Here is a 22,916-nt window from a genome sequence, read left to right on the forward strand (position 1 = left end):
GCTACGGGGTTATTCTACACACCGCACCTAAGCACTATGTCTTTCAAACTGATCACTGAACCGTCGATTGAAACTAAAATTCGCTGCATGCAGCAGCGGGTGCGATGGCAGCATCCCCAGCTAGTCGAGCGAGGTATTGACCAAACCCGCCTGGTCATCGACGATCGCGGCGTAGATGACGACACCTTCTCGTTTTTGGTGGTGGGCGACAGCGGCACCGGGCGGCACCGCCGCAGTAGCCCCCAGCGGCAGGTGGCCAAGCAGCTGCTGGCCTATGCCGACTCGGCCCGGTTTATGCTGCACACGGGCGATGTGGTGTACCTGGTGGGTTCGCGCGACCAGTACCAGTCAAACTTTATTAAGCCCTACCGGGAGTGGCTGGTGGGGGGCGACGACTACCGGCACTTGCCCTACGATCGCATGGTGTTCAGTAAACCCATCCTGCCGGTACTGGGCAACCACGACTACTACGACCTGCCCACCGTAGTCGGGCTGCTGTCGGGCATCACTGGGCCACTGCGCTTTGCCCTGCGCTCCTACCTGGACCTAGACGTGAGCTGGCGCGGCTCTCACCGGGGAGACGCCTACGCTAGAGCGTTTTTAGACTATTTAAAGGCGGTGCCGCAGAACGGTTTGGGCAAGCATTTAGATACCCACTACACCAGCTCTGTAGATGACCCGGTGGGGGGCAGCCGCGCGCTCACCTATCGCCCTGGCGAGTTTACCCGGTTGCCCAACCGCTACTACACCTTTCGCTACGGCGGCATCGACTTTTTTGCCCTCGACTCCAATACCTTTAACCAACCCCTACCTGTTGTTCACGACCGGGCCAGTCGTCAAGAGCTGCAGCAGCAGTGCCAGCAGCTTGAGGCCAAAAAGGCCGACCTGCTGCGGCAGGCCGGGGCCGAAGTCCTCAGCCTCGACGGTGAAGATCCTCAAGAAGACATCACCGAAAAGATCGAATCGATTGACGAGCAGCTCAACGACATTGCCAAGCAGCTCGACAGCGCTCGCATTTCCACTGTGGATGCTGAACAGCTCGATTGGGTGCGCGATCGCCTGATTGCCTCCTGGCAAAACCCAGCCGTGCGGGGGCGCATTGTGTTCTTTCACCATCCGCCCTACGTCACCGAAGCGACCAAGTGGCCCCAGGGACAAACTCTGGCGGTGCGCCACCACCTGCGCCAGGTGCTCAACGCCGTCGCCGCTGAAGTCGGCGATATCGCCCAGGGTCGTCCCCTGGTCGACCTGGTGCTCAATGGCCATGCCCACTGCTTCGACTATGTGCGTACGGGCGACACCGGCCACGGCGATGCCCACATACCCTGGGTAGTCTGCGGCGGCAGCGGCTACAGCCTCAGGCGGCAGCGCCCAGAAGGCCCTGAGCTCACCGAAACCGTTGACGGCACCGCCCGCACCATCGCCAAGTCACACCTATACCTGGGCCGCAGCGGTAAGGGCAGCCAGCTCAAGCGGCCCTACTCGGGCCTGCGAGTGGAGGTATCGGGCGGCAGCCCGCCGAAGCTGACTCTAACGCCGCTGGTGGCGGAGAAGTTTGACGGCCATTGGAAGGGGTTTGAGATGGAGGCGTTTGAGGTGTGAKGGAGTGGATGAGTGGGCGGGTGGATGAGTGGATGGGTGGGCGAGTAGGCGAGTGGGCGGGTGGATGAGTGGATGGGTGGATGAGTGGATTGGACCCTCCTACCCTCCTACCCCCCTACCCCCCTACCCAGCTGCTTCACATCCACGGCGTACCCCGCGACGACCAAATACACGGCTCCAGCGGTGGTGCCTACCCAGCGGGTGAGGTGGCCGAGGCGATCGCGGAACAGCCGCCCAATGGGATAAGCGGGCACCACGCCCCAGCCGGTTTCTTCGGAGACCAGCACGACGGTAGCGGGGGTCTGCCGCAGGCTCTCGATCAGGGCGTTAACGGTGGCTTGCCAGGTGGCATCGTCCTGCTCCAGCAGATTGGCCAACCAGGTGCCGAGGGAGTCGATTAGCAGGCAGTCTTGGGCGGTGGCGGCAAGAATGGCTTCGGGCAGGGCAACGGGCACTTCTCGCAGGTGCCAGTGGGCGGGGCGGCGATCGCGGTGCAATTCCACGCGCTTTTGCCAGTCCAGATCCGCTGGGTCAACGCTGGAGGTGGCAATGTAGGTGACTGACTGGCCCGACTGGGTGGCTAGGGCTTCGGCCCATTCGCTTTTGCCCGATCGCGCCGGGCCAGTGACTAAGAAGATGCGATCGTTTGCGGTCAATGGGAGTACTGTTTCTAAATTAGGCTAGGGACGCTGAAAGTATCTGTTGAGCTGTGAGAGTCAAGCCTGGTAGCACCGAGCATTGAACGGTCTGGCTGCCCGTGAATACTTCATCGTCGTAGCGGCCCGATTGTAGACGGCCAATCGTCACTTGATTTTGTAGGGGGTCAACAATCCAGTATTCAGGAATATCTAAAACGCTGTATTCGCTGTGCTTAGTGCGGTAATCAGTGGCAACGGTAGAGTCGCTGACCACTTCCACCACCAGTAGCGGGGGTGGGTCAGTCAGCTCAATCACGGCTTCCTTGGCTCGCAAAGCCTCCCATTGCGCCGTCGGTAGCAGCACTACGTCGGGAATGCGAGAGGTATCCCAGCGAGTGCCACGGGGAGAGCGTACTCCAATGCGCATATCCTTGGCTGTCCAGGGTTGGCCCAACCGCTGCGCTGCGGCTTTGAACTGCTCAGTGAGAAACTCTGCGATCGCTCCGTGCAGCCCAGTACCTATACCCATGGGCACCAAATCCCCATCCACCAGCTCGTAGCGGGTGCCACTGCCATCGGCGTAGGCCAGGTAGTCTGCAAAGGTTAGTTTCTGAGTTGTAACCGCCATGGGTGATGACCTAGAGGCGCTGGTTTCAGTGTAAATCAGCGAGCGCGGGACGATTCCTAAACGGCAAGATCCCAGGCGCTACCCCAAATCCCAGGGTCCTTGAAGAACTCTGGGATTTTGCTCAGCCTGGTGCAAAAAAGCGTCAATTTCATCCACTAGCCAGGCTTTTTCTACCTCCGTTAGGGGAGTGCCAAACTTGTGCTGGTTGAGGTCGTCTAGCAGGGCGATGGTATAGACGGGGCGATCGCCCTCGGCCTCCACGCCAGAGCCAGAATGCCCTGTTCTCACTTCTACCCTTACCAGGTCGGCGGTGTTCCCCGTCATCTGGTGTCGCCAGTTCCACAGGCGACGGGTGAGGGAGAAGCGCTGCTGGTCAATGCTCAGACGCACGTGAGCCATCAAAGAATTTACAGCGGCGGAAATCAGGCCAAAACCCAAAACCCCAAAGGGGGCCACCAGCAGCAGCACAAAACCTTCTCCCTCTAGAATCAACGCTCCTAAAACCAGCAGTACGAACCCGTTCCAAAGCAAGCTGAGCAGAGCTAGCCCAGCGGTTTTGCCGCGCAGCCCCGGCGGTGGGATAGTAATCACTAATTCTTTTGGAGACTTGTACACCTGCACGCGAGTGCCCGCTGGAGGGCGAAGGTCGAGGGGCCGAGGCGCGGCGGCGGTAGCCAGGGAGGCAGGCTGGGTCAGGGCCGCCAGCGCCACCTCAGCCGAGGCAAAGCGGTCTTCGACCAGGGGGTCAATCAGCTGGTCGAGCCAGTTGGCAAAGGCGTTTGATACCGATACATAAGGACGAAAGTTAATGCGCAGGCGCTCCTGGGGCAGGTCGGCGGGCGACTGGTGGGTGAGCAAAAACAGCAGCGTTGCCCCCAAACTGTAGAGATCAGTAGCGGGTACGGCCTGGCCGCGAAACTGCTCAGGAGCCATATAGCCGTAGGTGCCTACCACCGTGCTGCCCTGGCTAAGGCTATGGCGGTAGACGGTTTGTACCGCGCCAAAATCGACCAGATAAATGTGGCCATCGTCGCGGCGAATGACGTTTTGGGGCTTAATGTCGCGGTGAATGACGGGCGGGCTGAGGCCGTGGAGATACACCAGCACCTCCAGCACCTCGGCGGCGATGCGGCGGGCTTCGGCCTCATCGACCCGGTTCCCGGCCTCAATCCAGTCGGCCAGGGAGGTGCCATTGGCCAAATCTTGGGCTAAATAAAACCAGCGGTTGTCGGCAGTATCGACCTGAAAAAAGTCGATGTACTGCGGAATAGCAGGGTGGTTGAGGGTTTTGAGAATGCGGGCCTCGCGCTCAAACAGCTCAATTTTCTTCCAGTCCTGCAGGCCGCGCAGGGAGAGCGCTTTGAGGGCAATGGTCTGGCCCGTTGCCAACACCTCGGCGGCATAAGTGGTACCGCTGCTGCCCTGGCCCAGGGGTTGCAGAATGCGGTAGCGTCCGTCAATGATTTCGCTGCTGGCTCGGGCGAAGGTCATGGTGGGGGTTTGGGTTTAGAATGGCCTAGGCCTATTATTATGCCGCTGGCCCAGATTATGCCGCTGGCCCAGGCTGGCCACTGCTGGAGCACATTCCCTGGCTAAACCAAAACAGGTCAATTGCAGCCCTAAAATCTCTGTTTGCCAGTGTTTAATGGGGCTGAGAGAATAATCCTGCTGGTTTAGCTTCTCTGGGAGACCGGGGGCCACTAGACTAGTGGCAGTTGTTTAGCCGAGATGCAGTCGTTGACCGATGCGCAAACTACACCACTTCCCCTCACGGTAGACCGCAGAGAGCTGCAAGAGCTGGTGCGATCGCAGCTACAAGTACTGCTGGAGCAGGGCAACTTGCCAGGGGCCAAAGCCCTCCTGGTGCCGGTGCAGCCTGCCGACATTGCCGAGGCCATTGAAGAGCTGCCCGAGGCCATGCAGGCGATCGCCTTTCGGCTGCTGGGCAAGGGCGAGGCGATCGAGGTGTACGAAAACCTCGACACCAGCATTCAGCAGGCCCTAATCGAAGACTTTAAGCGCCAGGACGTGCTCGACATCGTCGACAAAATGTCGCCCGACGACCGGGCCAGGCTGTTTGACGAGCTGCCCGCCAAATTTGTGCGCAGCCTGCTGGCTCAGCTCAGCCCCCAGGAGCGCGAGGCCACCGCTCAGCTGCTGGGCTACGAGGCCGGCACCGCCGGGCGCATCATGACGCCGGAGTATGTCGCCCTCAAGGAAGGCTGGACGGTGCTGCGCGCCCTTGACTACATTCGCAGCCGTGCCTTCGTCAGCGAAACCATCTATTACCTGTTTGTCACCGATGCCGCCCGCCGCATGACCGGCATTCTCTCGCTGCGGCACCTGGTCACGGGCCAGCCCGAGCAAACCATCGGCGACCTGATGACCCGTGAGGTGATTTCGGTGCGCACCGACACCGACCAGGAGGAAGTGGCGCGTCTGGTGCAGCGCTACGACTTTTTGGCGGTGCCCGTGGTCGATACCGAAGAGCGTCTGGTAGGCATTATTACCGTCGACGACCTGATCGACGTGCTCGAGGCTGAAACCACCGAAGACATCTACACCCTGGGCGGCGTGCAGAGCGGTGGCGACAGCTACTTTCAGTCAAACCTGTTTGATGTGGCCCGCAAGCGGGTGGTGTGGCTCTCAATTTTGCTAGTCACCAACACCGTCACCACCGCCGTCATTCGCAGCCAGGAAGACATTTTGCAGCAGGTAGTGGCCCTGGCGGCCTTTATTCCACTCTTGATCGGCAGCGGCGGCAACGTGGGGGCGCAGTCGTCTACGGTGGTAATTCGCGGTCTCAATACCCAGGAGATTAGCTCTAAGCAGGCGCTCTCGGTGATCCGGCGGGAGGCGATCGCCGGTACTGTGCTGGGCCTTATGCTGGGGGTAGTGGTCACGGTGTGGGCCTACCTGCTCCAGGGCGATCTGTTCGTGGCCATGACCGTGGGCATTAGCCTAGTAGCCATTTCTATTTTGGCTTCTACGGCTGGAGGTGCGTTACCCCTGCTATTTGATGCCCTAAAATTTGACCCGGCCCTGATGTCGGCCCCATTTATTACCACCATTGTCGATGTGCTGGGGGTGCTGCTCTATCTCACCCTGGCCCGCCACCTGCTGGGGCTAGCTTAGCCCGGGGGTTGAGGCAGGAGAGTTAACGGTCAGTTCTGGTGCTTGAGTCCTGCCCCGTCTGGTTATGTTAGCCTCGCTACCCATTTATCCTAGGATAGAGGCACAGTGGCTGATTTCTGGCCCACAATCTGATCACGGAGCTGTACTTTTTACCCGCTTTCCGATACAAATGTTTACAATGCTTGGGTAGGGCGATCGCGGTTCAGGTCGCCTGACTGCCCATACTCGATAAACACCTTTTACTCACTTAAATTAAACCTACTAAAAGCTCAGCCGCCGTTCTACGTTTGTAGCCTCAGCCATCCCTAGACATCATTTTGGGATTATGGATTTAAACGGTTCGCCTACCCTGAATAACCCACCGCTATCGAGCCCCGATCACCCCGAGCCCTCCGTGCTGCAAAAGATCAAGCAAGACCTCAAAAACGATCTCATCGCCGGGCTGCTGGTAGTCATTCCGCTGGCCACTACAATTTGGCTGACGATCACTATTTCGGGCTGGGTGGTGCGTCTGCTGACCCGTTTTCCCAAGCAGCTGACCCCCTTTGACGGCCTCAACCCGGTACTGGTCAACTTCATCAACCTGCTGATTGGTCTATCGGTGCCCCTGCTGGCGATTTTGATCATTGGCCTGATGGCCCGCAACATTGCGGGGCGCTGGCTGCTGGATGTGGGCGAGAAGGTGGTGCAGTCGATTCCGCTGGCGGGGTCGGTGTACAAAACCCTGCAACAGCTGCTCCAGACCGTTTTCCAAGATTCCAGCACCCGCTTTCGTAAAGTAGTACTGGTGGAGTATCCCCGCAAGGGCGTTTGGGCGATCGCCTTTGTGACTGGTGCCATGACCGCCACCGCCGCACCTAGCGCCTCAAACATGCTGAGCGTGTTTGTACCCACCACCCCCAACCCCRCCAGCGGCTGGTACGCCATCGTGCCCGAAACCGACGTGGTGAACCTTTCCATCTCCATTGAAGATGCTTTTAAGGTGCTGCTCTCGGGCGGCATTGTTGGCCCTAACCTGGCCTCAGCTGTGCCCGCCGATCGCGCTATGGCCCTGGTCAACGAAGGCGATAGCCCTATTTCTCTAGGCCAGGGCGACAGCGAAATGGACTCTGAGCTAGCCGACTACCCCCAGCAACTTTCCGTCTTGCCGATCGAAGAAGATTGCTAAGATATAGCCTGGCTCTAGCCTGGCCACCCCTTGCTGCGCCTAAAACTGCCGCCAGGGCAGCTTTGCCGGGGCCAGAATTCTGCACCGCCGCTTCTGGGAGACATTGACTATGCAAGCTCGCCGTATGGCTCGCGAGTTGGCCCTGCTGGGCCTGAGCCAGCTTTCTGAGCAGACTGGCAAACTGGTCATGCAAGACTTCGAGAAGCTGCTGCTGGCCGCCATTCAAACCCTGACCGCCGAGGCTAAAGACGCCCTCGAAACCGCCTCCGACGAGCTAAAGCGGGGCAACCAGTATCTGGTCGACAGCGGCACCCGCGCCAGCGATGTAGAAAAGGGGCGGACCATGGTTGAAGATGCGATCGCCCTTACCCAAACCGCCATCAATCGGTTGGCCCACGCTGTAGAGCTGCCCGAGTTTATTCGCCTCAGCAACCAGTCTGAGATCGAAGCCTTTGCCCTGGAGCTGCTCAGCAACACGGCTAAACACCAGCACGATGTCGATACCGTGCTCAATGAGGCGATGGTGGCCTGGAACCTCAAGCGCCTGGCCCGCATCGATCGCGACATTTTGCGCCTGGCCGTGGTCGAAATGAACTACCTGGGCACCCCCGACCGGGTCGCCATCAACGAAGCGGTAGAGCTAGCAAAGCGCTACAGCGACGAAGACGGCTATCGCTTCATCAACGGCGTGCTGCGCCGGGTGGTAACCCGTGGAGAGGCGGCAGGGGTAGAGCATGAGGGCGTCGAAGAGAGTGGAGCGACGATGGATGGTTCGGTAGTGTAGGCGCGTGAATAGATGATGGTCCCTGAGCGAAGTCGAAGGGATGGTCCCTGAGCGAAGTCGAAGGGATGGTCCCTGAGCGAAGTCGTTTGTCCTGTGGACAGGCTTCGCCAACGCGCTAGCGTCTCCCGTAGGGAGAAAGGGGGTGGGGATGATCCTTGAGCGGAGTCATTTGTCCTGTGGACAGGCTTCGCCAACGCGCTAGCGTCTCCCGTAGGGAGAAAGGGGGTGGATTGGCGAACCCTCTGGTTAGGCCCTCAGGACGATACTATTAAAAACAGTAACGACATCCGCAAGGTAGCTCTGATATGTCTGGGTTCAACTGGTTTCAGCGCAGTTTCGACAAGTCTAAAAGCGCCGAGGCCGACGCTAAAGCCGCCGAAGCCAAGGCCCCAGAAGCTGAAGCGCCAGAAGCCGCGAAAGAGTCTGCCGCTGCTGGCCCGCCAGTGTCGTCAGAAGACTACCTGAAGTGGGCTAAAGCCGCCTACCAGAATATTCAAAAGCAGCAGAGCGAAGCAAAGCCCAAGGAAACCTCTGAGGAGCCATCGCCTGAGCCTTCGGTAGCGGCGGCTGGGGTTGAGGAAACGGTTGCTGCCCCAGTGGTAGACCCTGAAGCGGCGGCTGCGGTGGGCGAGGCCGAAATCGCTGAACCCCCAGCTGTGGCTGAGGATCCGGTGATCGCAACAGCGGCAGTCCCTGCAGAAATCGCTGTAGAATCTTCCGAACCCATTGCTTCCCCTGACGTCGAAGTTCCTGCTGCTGAAACCACAGCTGAAACCACAATGGGCGAGGCAGAAGCACCCGCTGTCGAGGCGATCGCACCCGATCCTGCCGCTCCTCGTCCCTTCTGGGCCCAGGCGGAGGAAGAACGCCAGCAGCGCCTGGCCCAGCTGGAGGCCACTGCGATCGCAGAACCCGAGCCAGAACCCGAGCCCGTCGCCGTCGTTGCGCCCCCCCCGGCCCCCATCCTGCCCGATATTGACCTCGACGAAGCCTTTCTCTGGTCGGCGGAGGTGCTTGCTGCCCAAGGCCGACGACCCGACGAGGTTTCGGCTGAAGAAATTACCTGGCTCAACAAGCTGCGCCAGGGCCTCAACAAAACCCGGCTCAGCCTGGTCAACCAGCTGAAGGCCATCGTCGGCCAGGGGCCGCTCAACGACGATGCGGTGATAGAAATCGAGGCTCTGCTGCTGCAGGCCGACGTGGGTGTCGCCGCCACCGACAAAGTAATCGCAGCGCTGCAGGAGCGGATGCGCCAGGAGGTGCTGCCGCCCGACCAGGCGATCGCCTACCTGAAATCCATTCTGCGCGACATGCTTGACGCCCCCCTGGGCAACACCCACAACCTCACCTTTACCCCCGAAAAAGGCAGCTTCAACATCTGGCTCATGACCGGGGTCAACGGAGCGGGTAAAACTACCACCATCGGCAAGCTGGCCCACATTGCCAAAAAGTCGGGCTACAACACGCTAATTGCCGCCGCCGATACTTTCCGGGCCGCTGCTGTAGAACAGGTCAAAACCTGGGGCGCGCGCAGCGGTGTCGATGTAATCGCCAACCCAGGCCAAAACACCGACCCGGCGGCGGTGGTCTACGACGCGATCGCGGCCTCCCAATCCCGCAACATTGAGCTATTGCTGGTTGATACCGCCGGACGTCTGCAAAACAAAAAGAACCTGATGGATGAACTGGCTAAAATTCGCCGTATTGTCGACAAAAAAGCCGCCGATGCCCAGGTCGAAGCTCTGCTTGTGCTCGATGCCACCCTGGGCCAAAACGGCCTACGCCAGGCCGAAGTCTTTGCCGAAGCCGCCAACCTTAGCGGCGTGGTGCTGACCAAACTCGACGGCACCGCTAAAGGCGGCGTTGCCCTGGCGGTAGTTGAGCAGCTCGGTCTGCCAATTCGCTTTATTGGTGCCGGCGAGGGCATCGAAGACCTGCGGCCCTTCTCCAGCTACGAGTTTGTCGAAGCGCTGCTGAGCGGTTGAGCCTTTAGCGGCGCGGCCACAGAATTTTTGGTGGCTGTTCGCTTGTAGCCCATCCCTTTGCAGTGGCTAAGGCTTTTGCCCACGGGCAGCGCGCTATTCAAGGGAATCGGCTGCCATGATAGGCTGTCGATTATTACAATAGGTAAACGTGAGGCGGGCTTGTCATCGCCGCTCGCATATCCCCTGACTGCAAAGTTGAGGGGTACTTGTGCTTCCATTTTTTCTGGCGCTGCTGACCATGGCTTTCTCTTCTGTTACCCGTGCCCTCCAACGCTCACCCCTCACAAGCGAACTGCTAACCAAGCTCGACCAGCAGGGAAAGCTGGTGCTCAACGGCGTCGCCCGATTGCCCAAGGGATTAGTTTCCTCTGCCCTGGCCCAGGCCCAAAGTCGCCCTCTGCTGGTGATTACCGCCACCCTCGAAGAAGCCGGACGCTGGGCCACGCAGCTCGAAGCCATGGGCTGGGACACGGTGCACTTTTACCCCACCTCCGAAGCGTCGCCCTACGACCCCTTCGACCAGGAGTCGGAAATGACCTGGGGCCAGCTCCAGGTGCTGGCGGATCTGTTGGCGCTAAAATCCTCGGGCGAGGGTTCTCGCAAGCTGGCGATCGTTGCTACCGAACGCGCCTTGCAACCCCATCTGCCGCCGGTCTCCGCCCTAGAACCCTACTGCCTAAGGCTGGAGCTAAAGCAGGAAATCAACTTCAAGGAACTGGGCCAGCGGCTAGCCACCCTGGGCTACGAGCGGGTAACGGTGGTAGAAACTGAGGGCCAGTGGGCGCAGCGGGGCGACATTATCGACGTGTACCCCGTGGCATCGGAGCTGCCGGTGCGGCTAGAGTTGTTTGGCGACGAGCTAGAGCGACTGCGGGAGTTTGACCCCGCCACCCAGCGATCGCTCGATGCGATCGACCACCTGGTGCTTACCCCCACCCAGTATGGCCCAGTGATCATTGAGCAGTTGAGGGCGCAGGGCAAGCTGGAGGGACTACTGTCTGAAGCAGCCCAGGAAGGCTTAGAAAGCGGTATTTTGCCTGAAGGCACTCGCCGCTGGCTGGGGCTGGCGTTTTCAAACCCCGCCTCGGTGCTCGACTATCTGCCCGAAAATACTCTGATGGCGGTGGATGAGGTAGACCAGTGCCAGGCCCACAGCGATCGCTGGCTAGAGCACGTCGAAGATCATTGGCAGGAGGTCAGGGGTGGGGAGTGGGGAGATGGAGAAGATGAGGGTGATGGAGAGGATCAATTCAAAATTCAAAATTCAAAATTCAAAACTTTAGAACTCCCCAAAATCCACCGCTCCTTCACTGACGCCCTGGGCGACGCCGACGTATTCCCGCGCATTGACCTATCCGAAATCGCCGAGGCCAACAATGGCCTAAACCTGGCCAGCCGCCCGGTACAGGCGATTCCCCACCAGTTTGGCAAGCTGGCGGAGACGATTCGCAAGGAGTGCGATCGCAAGTATGCTGTCTGGCTCGCTTCCGCTCAGCCCTCGCGATCGGTGGCGCTGCTGCAGGAGCACGACTGTCCGGCCCAGTTCATCCCCAACCCCAGGGATTTTAATGCGATCGACAAGCTGCACGCCCAGCACGTGCCGGTGGCGGTGAAGTACTCAGGCCTGGCGGAGCTGGAGGGCTTTGTGCTGCCCACCTTCCGCATTGTGGTGGTCACCGATCGCGAGTTTTTTGGCCAGCACACCCTGGCGACCGGCGGCTACGTGCGCAAGCGCCGCCGCGCCGCCTCCAAACAGGTCGACCCCAACAAGATGAAGCCGGGGGATTTTGTCGTCCACCGCAGCCACGGCATCGGCAAATTTCTCAAGCTCGAAAGCCTGGTGCTCAACAACGAAACTCGCGACTACCTGGTCATTCAGTACGCCGACGGGCTGCTGCGGGTGGCCGCCGACCAGGTGGGCTCCCTCTCCCGCTACCGAGCGGCCAGCGGTCAGGCCCCGGTGCTCAACAAAATGACCAGCACCGCTTGGGAGAAAACCAAGGGCCGGGCCAAAAAAGCGATTCAAAAAGTCGCAGTCGACCTGCTCAGGCTCTACGCCCAGCGAGCCAAAATGGAGGGCTACGCCTACCCCGCCGACATGCCCTGGCAGCAGGAGCTGGAAGATTCCTTCCCCTACCAGGCCACCCCCGACCAGCTTAAAGCCGTGCAGGACGTGAAGCGCGATATGGAGAGCGATCGCCCCATGGATCGCCTAGTTTGCGGCGACGTGGGCTTTGGCAAAACCGAAGTTGCCCTGCGGGCCATCTTCAAAGCCGTCACCGCTGGGCAGCAGGTGGCCCTGCTGGCCCCCACCACCATTCTCACCCAGCAGCACTACCACACGCTGAAGGAGCGCTTTGCCCCCTACCCGATTCAGGTTGGCCTGCTCAACCGTTTCCGCACTCAGAACGAGAAAAAAGAGATCTTGCAGCGGCTCAAAACCGGCGAGCTCGACGTAGTGGTGGGCACCCACCAGCTGCTTGGCAAAGGCGTATCCTTCAAAAGCTTGGGCCTGCTGGTGGTCGACGAAGAACAGCGCTTTGGCGTCAACCAAAAAGAGCGGATCAAATCGCTTAAAACTCAGGTGGATGTGCTCACCCTCAGCGCCACCCCCATCCCCCGCACCCTCTACATGGCCCTGTCTGGCGTGCGCGAGATGAGCCTGATCACCACGCCGCCGCCCTCGCGCCGCCCGATCAAAACCCACCTGTCGCCCCACGATCCCGAAGCCATTCGCACCGCCATTCGCCAGGAGTTAGACCGGGGTGGTCAGGTCTTCTACGTAGTGCCCCGTGTTGAGGGCATTGAGGAAACCTCCGCCAAAATTCGCGAGATGGTGCCCATGGCCAGAATTGCGATCGCCCACGGCCAGATGGACGAAGGCGAGCTGGAATCGACGATGCTTACCTTCAGCAACGGCGAGGCCGAAGTGCTGCTTTGCACCACCATTATCGAGTCGGGCCTCGACATCCCCCGCGTCAACACTATTCTCATCGAAGACGCCCATCGCTTTGGTCTGTCGCAGCTCTATCAGCTGCGGGGCAGAGTCGGGCGAGCAGGCATTCAGGCCCACGCCTGGCTGTTTTACCCCAAAAAATCCCTCACCGACAAAGCCCGCCAGCGCCTTCGCGCCATTCAGGAGTTCACCCAGCTTGGCTCCGGCTATCAGCTAGCCATGCGCGACATGGAAATTCGCGGCGTCGGCAACCTGCTGGGGGCCGAGCAGTCAGGTCAGATGGATGCGATTGGCTTTGACCTCTATATGGACATGCTGGAAGAAGAAATCGCCGAAATTCGCGGTCAAGACATTCCCAAAGTCGAAGACACCCAGGTCGATCTCAACGTCACCGCCTTTGTGCCCAACAACTACATCCCCGACCTGGAGCAGAAGATGGGAGCCTACCGCTCTTTGGCCTCAGCCAGCAGCAAGGTAGAACTCGTGCAGATTGCGGCGGATTTGAGCGATCGCTATGGCCCCATTCCCCACGCCACCGAGCAGCTGGTGCGCATGCTGGAACTTAAGCTAGTCGCCAAAGCGGCAGGCTTCTCGCGCATCAAGCCCGAGGGCAAACAGCACGTAGTGCTGGAAACGCCTATGGAAGAACCTGCTTGGAAGAAAATCAGCGAGAAACTGCCCAGTCACCTGAAGTCGCGCTTTGTCTACAGCGGCGGCAAGGTGGTGGTGCGCGGTCTGGGCGTGCTCAAGCCCGAAAAACAGCTGGAGAGCTTGACCGAATGGCTGGGATATTTGCAGGGGGCAGTGCCAGAGCCGCTAGCTAGCTAAACTGAGGTTGATGCTATGGAGTTTGAGTAGGATTCGCCCAAAGCAGCTAGCAATCTTCAGAAGCACGGTGTTAGCTTTGAGGAAGCCCGAACTGTCTTCGCAAGTTCTCTAGCCGTCATTTTCGAGGATGAAGCCCACTCAGTTCATGAGCAGCGTGAGATTACCATTGGCCATTCCCAACGGAACCGATTGCTGCTAGTTGCCTTTGCTGAACGACCGGGAAAGATTCGTATCATTAGTGCCCGTTTAGCCACTCGATCAGAGCGTGAGGATTATGAACGAAATGGCCTCTAACCCTATGCCAAGTTCTGAAGATGTTCTGCAGCCGGAATATCGCTTTGACTATCCAAAAGCGAAGCCCAACAGATTTGCCGTTGGGAACGATGTGAAAAAGCTTAAAGTTGTTGTTTTAGATGACGACGTAGCCCAGGTGTTCACGACCCCTGAAGCTGTTAACAAAGCACTTAGAGCGTTTATTGAAGCGATGCCGCAGCCACAAACTTAGTGATTGAGTTGAATCAAGCAAGTAGCTGCCAGTGCCTATAGTTTAAGCACTCCGTTATTTTATGGAGGGGCGAGGCTTGATGCAGTTGTATTTAGCGCTGCTAAATACGATGAGGCTCAAACCTGGCTGCTGGAAGATGAATACGAGTCAGTTGAAGGACGACTTGCTGCATCAGAATTACAGGTTTGTTCAATTTTCCACCCAGTCATTGAGCATCACCTACGCCCCTGCAAAAACCTCAGCATCGCCCCCCTTGCTAAGTGGTGGAAGTCATTTATCCTCCCTTAGAACTGAACTCAAGCTAGAGCCAACCAGCCTTTAGCCCCTTCTAAGCTAAGGGAAATGCCTAACCAGTGCGTTTGTAGCTGGTAGGAAATGATTCTTTGCCTGGTTTAGAACCTACATGGTTAGCGCTTCGCGTCAGCTTGCAGATAGTGCAGATGCCGATTTGGCATTGCCTCCAGTCATTATTGAAGAACCGGCCCAGGCGGCTAAATCGGCTGGGCTACGCTACGTCAGCGACGATCGCCCTGGGTTGGGGCGACGGCGGTGCGGCAAGGGGTTTACGTATTTAGACCGCAAGGGCGATCGCATCTCCGACCCCGACGAGCTAGAACGGCTCAAAGCCCTGGTGATTCCCCCGGCTTGGGAGGAGGTGTGGATTTGCCCTTACCCCAACGGCCATCTGCTGGCCACTGGGCGCGACGCCAAAGGTCGCAAGGTGTACCGCTACCATCCCGACTGGCGTGAGGTTCGCAACAAGACCAAGTTCGACCGCCTGATTCCCTTTGGCTACGCCCGTCCGCTAATCCGCGAGGTGACCGATCGCGATCTGCGCCAGCGCAACCTAACGCGGGAAAAGCTGCTGGCCATCGTGGTGCAACTGCTCGAGGCCACCGTCATTCGCATTGGCAATGACGAGTACCGCGAGCAAAACCAGTCCTTTGGGCTAACCACCCTGCAACAGGAGCATGTGGAGGTGGGCTCAACCACAATTAGCTTTCACTTTATTGGCAAAAGCGGGGTAGAACACGAGATTGAGCTGAGCGATCGCCGCCTGGCCCGAGCGATCAAGCGCTGCCAAGAACTTCCCGGTCAGCAGCTATTTCAGTACCTAGATGACGACGGCGAGCGTCGCACCATTGACTCTGACGATGTCAATCGCTATATACAAACGATTACCGGCGAAGACTTCACCTCTAAGGATTTTCGCACCTGGGCCGGCACCGCCTACACCGCCAAAATTCTCAACGAACTGGGCGAAGCTACCTCCAAAACCCAGGCTCAAGCCAATATTCGCGAAGCCATCAAAGGGGCCGCCCAACACCTGGGCAACCGGGTTGCTACCTGCCGCAAATTTTACGTGCACCCCACCGTGATCAAGGCCTATGAGGAAGGCTGGCTGCTGGAGGTCTGGCAGGAGGCGGCCCAAGCCCCCAGCGATTTTGACCTCACCGACGATGAAAAAGCCCTGATTGCGGTTCTGGGTCATCCTCAGCAGCAGTAGGTTAGCGATGGATGCGTCTCAGTCGCCTATTTTTATTGTCGGTGCGCCGCGATCGGGAACCACGCTGCTGGCTACAATTTTGGCCAGCCACAGCCAGATTAGCTGCGGACCAGAAACTCATTTTTTTCCGTATTTAGAGGCGAACTATCAGCACTTGGCTGCGGTGCTTGGGGATGCGAACTGGCCGACGAAAGCAGCTAAGTTTGTGGGTGCGATCGCCGTTGAAGATCACCCCATTGCCGATCTGTTTGGCGTCACGCCCGAGGCCATCTATCGCTATTTGGCCACTCGCAAACCTTCGCTTCAAGCTCTCTTAGAAAGCTTGACCGAGCAGCACAGAATAACCCTGGGCAAGCATCGCTGGGCCGAAAAAACCCCTAACCACATTCTGCATTTGGCCACCCTGCGGCGGCTATACCCAACCGCAAGGGTAGTGCGCATTATGCGCGACCCCCGAGATGTCGCGCTTTCGATGGCGGCAAAGCTACCCTGGACCAGTGACGTGCCTCTGCACAGTGCCTACTTAATTGAGCGCTGGTATCGCCAGAGCAAGGCTTTTTTTGAGCGCGATCGGTTGGCCTATACGCTGCAATACGAAACCTTAGTTGCTCAACCAACCGAGACGCTGCAGCAGCTGTGCCGCTTTCTGCAGGTACCGTTTGAATCGGCTATGCTCAACACTCAAGCCGCCGCCCAGCACACCGCCCCCGCCCATGAAACCTGGAAAAATCAGGTGGCCCAGGGGCTAGACTCATCCCGCTGTTTGGCCTGGCAACGGTGTTCGCCCCAAAGGGCGGGCCTTGGACCATCGCCCGACGCTTCCCTGCAAGCCATTAGCGCTGTCTGCCAGGAGATCATTCAAGACTTTAACTATCGCCCGCTTGAATGTGGCTTAACGCAAATTTTTGCCCAACACACTAGCGAGCGCTTTGTGCGCGATCGCCATCAGGAAATAGACCGGCTTTTGGCCCACAATCAGCTTTTGGTGCCCTGCGATTCGCTTAAATTATCTGTCGGCGATCGAGTGATCTACTGTGATGTGCCGATTAGCGGCTACAACCACGGCAAGAGCGTGAGACGATGTTTGCAGTTTTGCCTGACGCTGGTGACCCTGCGGCTAAAGGGCGTATCGATAGAATTCTGCAGTTTTGGCCCTGGCCCTGTAGCCGAAAAAAATTGGTTTGGCCAACTGGCGGCGCACCTGCTCAAGCGTCTGGGTTCGCCCACAGAACTGTTGGCTATGATAGGGCAGTCCAGCTCTCGACAGTAACTACCATGGCGGCACAGGCTCAGATTGGCATCATCGGCGGCAGCGGCCTCTATCAAATGGAAGCCCTCACCGACATTGAAGAAATTCGCATCGATACCCCCTTTGGCGCACCCTCCGATGCCATCATTTTGGGCACGCTGGACGGCACTCGCGTGGCGTTTTTGGCTCGCCACGGGCGCGGCCACACGCTAATGCCCACCGAACTACCCTTTCGGGCCAACATCTACGCCATGAAATCGCTTGGGGTGGAATACTTGATTTCCGCCTCCGCCGTGGGTTCGCTTAAAGAGGCCGCCAAACCGCTGGATATGGTGGTGCCTGACCAGTTTATCGATCGCACCCGCAACCGCGTCAACACCTTCTTTGGTGAGGGGCTGGTGGGCCACATCACCTTCGGTGACCCGGTATGCAACGCTCTAGCCGGGGTGCTGGCTGATGCGGTCGAAAGCTTGGATCTGCCCGATGTAGATTTGCACCGGGGCGGCACCTACGTCTGTATGGAGGGGCCAGCGTTCTCCACTAAAGCCGAGTCGGAGCTGTACCGCAGCTGGGGTGCCACCATCATTGGCATGACCAACCTGCCCGAGGCCAAGCTGGCTCGCGAGGCCGAGATTGCCTACGCCACCCTGGCCCTGGTTACCGACTACGACTGCTGGCACCCCGACCACGACAGCGTCACCGTCGAGATGGTGATCGGCAATCTGCAAAAGAACGCCGTCAACGCCCAGCGGGTGATTCGTGAAGTGGTCAACCGCATTGCCGCCAACCCGCCCGAGTCGGAGGCCCACTCGGCCCTCAAGTACGCCATCATCACCCCGCTCGACAAAGCGCCCCAGGCCACCCTCGACAAGCTCAGCTTGCTAATCAAGAAGTATCTGCCCTGATGCAGAAACCCGGTTTTTTTAGAAAAACCGGGTTTCTTTAACTCAACGCTAGGCGGTTTCGCCAACGATGCGAAAGCCCACCTCGTTGCTGCGAGTATCGGCCTTGCGGCCCGATCGAAACGCCGATCGGCACTGCTGGGGCGGGCTTTGCCACGAGCCACCCCGCGCCACCTGCCAAGTGTTGTCTGCGCCGTCGCGACCGACCGAGCACCATTCCAGCACGTTGCCGTGCATGTCGTAGAGACCAAAATCGTTGGCTTTGCCAAAGGCCCCCACTGCCGTGGTGGTGCCACGAAACTGGCCCGGTGGCTCTTGGCGGTAGGGCTGGGTGCCGTTGTAGTTGGCCAAGTCGGTGGTCAGAGTTTGGCCGGTGTGGAAGGGAGTGGTGGTTTTGGCGCGGCAGGCGTATTCCCACTCGGCCTCGGTGGGGAGGCGGTAGCGCTGTAGACCGGTGGCAGTGGGAGAGGCGTTAACCAGCTGATTGAGCCGATCGCAGAACTCCACCGCCTCAGACCAAGATACCTGTTCCACCGGGCGATCGTTGCCGGTAAAGTAGGCCGGGTTGGGGTTGAGATCCAGATTGACCCTGGGTAGCTGCGCCACCGCCCGCCACTGCCCCTGGGTAATGGGGTGTACGCTCATCCAAAATGACTCGACGGCGGCAATGGTTTGAGAGGGCTGCGAAGGGTCATGGCCTGGCTCGGTGGCGGGAGCCCCCAGCACAAACTGCCCCCCCACAATCGACACTAGCCGCAGGGTGACTGGGCCAATCGGGGTCTCTAGCCGCAGGGCCTGGTGGGAGGGGGTAGAAAATTTAATCTGCGATCGCCCCATGCCAAACTCGTCAACGCTCACCGATTCATAGCTGTACAGCTCACCCGAATTCCAGGTTTCCAGGGCAGGGGGCTCTGGGTCAGGAGTTGCTAGCTCAGGGGGCTCCAAGTCAGGGGTTGCCTCCAGGTCTAATGGTTCTGGGGCCAGCTCTTCCCCTTGCTCTAGAGCCTTTTGAATGCGATCGGGCAGAGCGGCCAGGGTGGGTAGAGCCTCAGAAACATCCCTGGGGGTTAGGGCCTGTAGGGCTGGCACCTGCTGACGCACCGCCATTGCCGTGCCGCCTCCCAGCAGCCCTAACCCTGCCATTCGCAGCCAGCGCCGCCGCCCCATAGGTCGAGCCGCCGCCCCTTGAGCGGTTTTATTAACGGTAGCCAGGGCGGCGGCCAGCTCATCGACCAGGTTGGGCACTGGCTTTGACGGAGTAGGTGGGGTGCTGCCCACGGCCAAACTGCCAAACACGCCTTCAATGCGCTGAATCAACCGATCCATGTCGTGGTGAAAGTCGGGATCACAGCGAACCACCGTGCTCTGGCGATGCACCAAACCTCGCATCCCATCGGGCAGGGCGGCATCTTCGGGCAGGGTAGCCCCGCCTACCAGTACCGGAATGACAAGGCGATCGCGCCGCAGAGCCGCCTCAATTTCCATGCGTACCCAGTCGGAGGAATTGGCCAGTTTAGGTCTGCCGTGGGCATCGGCAACCTCTAGCCACTGAGGGTCAATAATGGCCAATAGCACCGGACAATGGCAGACCTCTTGCTCTAAATGGTGGCGAAAATTCACCCCAAAAGGAACCGAATTGACATCTTTAAAGACGCTATTTTCGCCAAAGCGAGCCACTAGCCGATCATAGATTCGCCCTGCAATATCAATGCTGGTCAGCCGACGGTAGGAGATAAAAATAGACTTGGCGTTAGTCATAGGACATTAGTTGCCGAAGGAAGATTGCACACCTGGAAGCTAGGATGAGCGCCGTCAGCAAAAAGATTCCCGCCTTGGGAGGGTTGTCAAATTCCTCACACAGCCGGCGCTGATATGTAAATCTTTTACGGTAGCCCCAGGGGTAAGACCCCCTACGCGCAGCGGCAGAGGAATAGCTTGACTACGTTGAAGCACCCTGTTTTTTCTACCTGTTGCGCCAAATCTAGAGTTGACGACTCAACCCTGGGGCCGATTGAGAAGCCTCGTGAAAACAGAACAATCAAGGTAGCCCAAGCAACCCGACAGGGGGACGTACCATGACTGCTAAAAATCGCGACAGCAACAGCCAAGAGAGTGTTGGACTAGACAGCGCCATGAAGCCCCTCGACCCCAATGCGGCTCGTCAACCTCTGGGCGACGACGTGCTAAACGAAATGCAGCCAACCCACGAATCTAACCCTTCCGAAGATGAAATAGGGGAAACCCCAATAGAAGACATCGATGCGATCGCACAAGAAGGCAGTGGCTCAGGCGATCGCGACGTTTTAGATCGTCAAGTTACTGCGGCCAATCGCTCTGCAAGCTAGTGGTCAGTGGCCAGAGCAAGCTTCTAACGGTTGCGTCAGTGAGCGATTCAGTCTCGACGCCGGTGGCTGCCTTACAATCGGTAGGCTGCCCCGCTGCTAGGAGCCCGCTGTGACGGCTGATCCGCGCCTTTCACCCATTGCCCAATACTTCACCGTCCGTGGCTGGCAGCCCCTCACCTTTCAGGCTGAGACCTGGGCTGCTTACCTGACGGGCCGCAGCGGGCTGGTGCAGGTACCCACCGGGTCAGGCAAAACCTACGCCGCTGTCATGGGGCCGATCGCCGAGATGGTCGCCCAGCCCAAAGAGGGCTTGCAATTGCTCTATATCACCCCCCTGCGTGCCCTGTCTCGTGACATTGAGCAGGCGATCAAAGCGCCGATCGAAGCAATGGGCTGGGGCATCACCGTCGAGTCGCGCACGGGCGATACTAGCTCGTCGCGCAAGACCAAGCAGCTCAAGAACATGCCCAATATCCTCATCACCACGCCCGAGTCGCTAGCGGTGATGCTGTCTTACAAAGACGGAGCTAAGCGGTTTAGCACCTTACAGGCGGTGGTGCTAGACGAGTGGCACGAGCTAATGAGTTCAAAACGGGGCACCCAGGCGGAGCTGTGTCTGGGGCATTTGCGATCGCTCCAGTCTACCCTCCGCACCTGGGCCATCTCAGCCACTTTGGGGAACCTGGAAGAAGCGGCTCAAACCGCCGTGGGACTGGGCACCGAACCTGTAATCATTCGCTCGAACCTGAAGCGCGACACGGTGATCAAAAGCATTCGCCCCGAGTCGGTCGATACCTTCCCCTGGGCGGGGCACCTGGGGCTGCGCATGTTTGAAACCCTGGTGGAGGCGCTCGATATCAAAAAATCTACCCTGATTTTTACCAACACCCGCAACCAGGCCGAGCGGTGGTACCAGGCGCTGCATTTTGCCCTGCCGGAGGAGAGCGATCGCATTGCCCTGCACCACGGATCGATTGATGTCAAAGAGCGGGAGGCGATCGAAGCCGGGGTAAAATCTGGCGACATTAAATGGGTAGTCTGTACCTCATCGCTGGATCTAGGCGTCGATTTTCAGCCGGTGGAGCGGGTGGTGCAGATTGGCAGCGCTAAGAATCTGGCGCGGCTGTTGCAGCGGGCAGGGCGCAGCGCCCACGTGCCCGAAGGGACCTCAGAAGTATTCTTTTTGCCCACCAATGCCCTAGAACTGCTGGAGATCTCCGCCTTTCGCCGGGGGCTAGAGCTGGGCGATATGGAAACCCGCCGCCCCCAGTACAAGCCCTACGACGTGCTGGTGCAACACTTGGTCACCTTGGCGTGTGGCGATGGCTTTGAGCCGCAAAAGACCCTGGAAAATTTGCGCCAAACCGTCGCCTATGCTGACCTCACTGACGAAGAATACCAGTGGATTTTAGATTTTATCGAAAACGGTGGCCAGTGTTTGGGGGCCTATCCTCGCTACAAAAAAGTGGTGCGTGAGGAGGGGCTTTTCAGAATTAGCGACGCGAAACTGGCCCGCATTCACCGCATGGGCATTGGCACCATTACTTCCAACACGCCGGTCAAGATTGTCTATACCAACCGTAAGGAAATTGGCACCGTCGAAGAATCGTTTGTGTCGCGGCTGAAGCAGGGAGACGTGTTCTTTTTCGCCGGGCGACAGCTGGAATATTTTCAAATGAAAGACATGGTGCTTTACGTAAAGGGCACTCGCAAAAAATCGACCGTGACCCCTACCTGGGGCGGTGGGCAACTGGCAATTTCAGATACGCTCAGCCATCATTTGCGCCGTGAGGTGGAATGGGTGCGATCGTCGCTCTCTAGAGATTCTAGCGGTACAGCTTTCTCCAAGTCAGTGACGGGCACCACTGGCAGAACTCGATCCCCCCAGCCTCTCGCCACGGACGATTCCTCCAATACCTCCTTTAGAACGGGGGGCAGGGGGGATTTGCAGGAACTTCCCAACGACGAAATACTCACCATTACCCCCATTCTCGAAGCCCAGCAGCGGCTTTCTACCCTGCCAACCGCCGATGAGCTACTAGTAGAAAGCTGTAAAACCCGCGAGGGACAGCATCTCTACGTATTTCCCTTTGAGGGCCGCTTTGTTCATGAAGGGCTGGGGTTTCTCTGGGGCTACCGCTTTGCCAAGCAAAAGACGGCGACATTCACAATTTCGGTCAACGACTACGGCTTTGAAATTCTCGGCCCTAAGGGCTATCCCTACCAAGATCTTTTCTCCAGCGACTTCTTCAGTCTGGAGAATTTGGAGGACGATATTCGCGCCAGCCTCAACATTTCGGAGCTGACCCAGCGCAAGTTTCGCGGCGTGGCTCAGGTGGCGGGGTTGGTGTTTAAAGGCTATCCGGGGTCGCGCAAAACCTCTAGCCAGCTTCAGGTCAGCACATCGCTGCTCTACGAAGTATTTACTAAATACGAACCCAACAACCTGCTGCTGAAGCAGGCGGAGCGGGAGGTGCTGCAAGACCAGCTGGAGACCCACCGATTGGCCAAAACGCTCAGTCGACTAGATCAGCGATCGGTGGTTTGGAAAGACACCCAGCGTCCCTCACCCCTGGCCTTCCCATTACTGGTGGAGCGGCTGAATTCTCGCATGTCAAATGAGACGCTGCTAGAGCGCATTCAGCGCATGAAAGAGCAATGGGATAAGAAATAACTGGCTTTGA

Annotated in this window: 16 protein-coding genes and 1 pseudogene; 13 read left to right on the forward strand and 4 right to left on the reverse strand. The window is 58.6% G+C overall.

Annotated elements, in window-relative coordinates; translation table 11 throughout:
* The first annotated feature begins 36 nt into the window (after nucleotides 1–36).
* A complete protein-coding gene (locus IQ265_RS04300; RefSeq protein WP_194050946.1) occupies nucleotides 37–1,602 on the forward strand; it encodes a metallophosphoesterase in 1,566 nt (521 codons plus the stop codon).
* Between the two features lie 107 nt (nucleotides 1,603–1,709).
* Here the strand turns inward: IQ265_RS04300 and cobU are convergent, their stop codons facing one another.
* The 3 genes from cobU to IQ265_RS04315 all read right to left on the reverse strand — a co-directional run bounded on the left by cobU (nucleotide 1,710) and on the right by IQ265_RS04315 (nucleotide 4,359).
* Nucleotides 1,710–2,258 (reverse strand): bifunctional adenosylcobinamide kinase/adenosylcobinamide-phosphate guanylyltransferase, encoded by a 549-nt coding sequence (cobU, locus tag IQ265_RS04305; protein WP_194050947.1) that lies wholly within the window; start codon nucleotides 2,256–2,258, stop codon nucleotides 1,710–1,712.
* A 19-nt stretch (nucleotides 2,259–2,277) separates the two neighbouring features.
* Complete coding sequence (locus IQ265_RS04310) at nucleotides 2,278–2,868, reverse strand: Uma2 family endonuclease (protein ID WP_194050948.1); 591 nt, start codon at nucleotides 2,866–2,868, stop codon at nucleotides 2,278–2,280.
* A 78-nt stretch (nucleotides 2,869–2,946) separates the two neighbouring features.
* Entirely contained in the window at nucleotides 2,947–4,359 is a 1,413-nt protein-coding gene (locus IQ265_RS04315; RefSeq protein WP_194050949.1) for a serine/threonine-protein kinase, read from the reverse strand.
* Between the two features lie 237 nt (nucleotides 4,360–4,596).
* Between IQ265_RS04315 and mgtE the strand changes: the two genes are divergently transcribed.
* From mgtE to IQ265_RS04365, 10 genes and pseudogenes are all read left to right on the forward strand, one after another.
* The gene (mgtE, locus tag IQ265_RS04320; protein WP_194050950.1) at nucleotides 4,597–6,003 is read left to right on the forward strand and encodes a magnesium transporter; all 1,407 of its coding nucleotides are present in this window, start codon (nucleotides 4,597–4,599) and stop codon (nucleotides 6,001–6,003) included.
* A 394-nt stretch (nucleotides 6,004–6,397) separates the two neighbouring features.
* On the forward strand, nucleotides 6,398–7,171 hold the full coding sequence (locus IQ265_RS04325) for a DUF502 domain-containing protein (RefSeq protein WP_194051146.1): 774 nt from the start codon (nucleotides 6,398–6,400) through the stop codon (nucleotides 7,169–7,171).
* 109 nt (nucleotides 7,172–7,280) lie between these two features.
* Nucleotides 7,281–7,955 carry a transcription antitermination factor NusB gene (gene nusB / locus IQ265_RS04330; RefSeq protein ID WP_194050951.1) on the forward strand — a complete coding sequence of 225 codons (675 nt, stop codon included), beginning with the start codon at nucleotides 7,281–7,283 and terminating at the stop codon, nucleotides 7,953–7,955.
* Between the two features lie 305 nt (nucleotides 7,956–8,260).
* Nucleotides 8,261–9,940, forward strand: a complete 1,680-nt coding sequence (gene ftsY, locus IQ265_RS04335) for a signal recognition particle-docking protein FtsY (RefSeq protein WP_194050952.1) — start codon at nucleotides 8,261–8,263, stop codon at nucleotides 9,938–9,940.
* 238 nt (nucleotides 9,941–10,178) lie between these two features.
* A complete protein-coding gene (gene mfd / locus IQ265_RS04340) occupies nucleotides 10,179–13,724 on the forward strand; it encodes a transcription-repair coupling factor (RefSeq protein ID WP_194050953.1) in 3,546 nt (1,181 codons plus the stop codon).
* A gap of 15 nt (nucleotides 13,725–13,739) precedes the next feature.
* Nucleotides 13,740–14,018: pseudogene (locus IQ265_RS04345) on the forward strand (BrnT family toxin).
* Nucleotides 13,999–14,229, forward strand: coding sequence for a hypothetical protein (locus IQ265_RS04350; protein ID WP_194050954.1), 231 nt, complete (start codon nucleotides 13,999–14,001; stop codon nucleotides 14,227–14,229). The pseudogene IQ265_RS04345 and the gene IQ265_RS04350 overlap by 20 nt, the downstream one beginning before the upstream one ends.
* Before the next feature lie 403 nt (nucleotides 14,230–14,632).
* Entirely contained in the window at nucleotides 14,633–15,736 is a 1,104-nt protein-coding gene (locus IQ265_RS04355) for a DNA topoisomerase IB (protein ID WP_194050955.1), read from the forward strand.
* Nucleotides 15,737–15,743: 7 nt separating this feature from the next.
* Entirely contained in the window at nucleotides 15,744–17,006 is a 1,263-nt protein-coding gene (locus IQ265_RS04360) for a sulfotransferase (RefSeq protein WP_194050956.1), read from the forward strand.
* A 5-nt stretch (nucleotides 17,007–17,011) separates the two neighbouring features.
* Nucleotides 17,012–17,890: an S-methyl-5'-thioadenosine phosphorylase gene (locus IQ265_RS04365; protein WP_194050957.1), complete on the forward strand. Its 879-nt coding sequence runs from the start codon at nucleotides 17,012–17,014 to the stop codon at nucleotides 17,888–17,890.
* Between the two features lie 48 nt (nucleotides 17,891–17,938).
* On the opposite strand, the gene IQ265_RS04370 is transcribed toward IQ265_RS04365, so the two are convergent.
* Nucleotides 17,939–19,645, reverse strand: a complete 1,707-nt coding sequence (locus IQ265_RS04370; RefSeq protein WP_194050958.1) for an SUMF1/EgtB/PvdO family nonheme iron enzyme — start codon at nucleotides 19,643–19,645, stop codon at nucleotides 17,939–17,941.
* Between the two features lie 317 nt (nucleotides 19,646–19,962).
* Between IQ265_RS04370 and IQ265_RS04375 the strand changes: the two genes are divergently transcribed.
* Both IQ265_RS04375 and IQ265_RS29810 read left to right on the forward strand, forming a co-directional pair.
* Nucleotides 19,963–20,232 carry a hypothetical protein gene (locus IQ265_RS04375; protein ID WP_194050959.1) on the forward strand — a complete coding sequence of 90 codons (270 nt, stop codon included), beginning with the start codon at nucleotides 19,963–19,965 and terminating at the stop codon, nucleotides 20,230–20,232.
* 109 nt (nucleotides 20,233–20,341) lie between these two features.
* Entirely contained in the window at nucleotides 20,342–22,906 is a 2,565-nt protein-coding gene (locus tag IQ265_RS29810; RefSeq protein WP_194050960.1) for a ligase-associated DNA damage response DEXH box helicase, read from the forward strand.
* Nucleotides 22,907–22,916: the final 10 nt, after the last annotated feature.

The organism is Nodosilinea sp. LEGE 06152 (genome assembly GCF_015207525.1).
In the GTDB taxonomy this organism is placed as follows: domain Bacteria; phylum Cyanobacteriota; class Cyanobacteriia; order Phormidesmidales; family Phormidesmidaceae; genus Nodosilinea.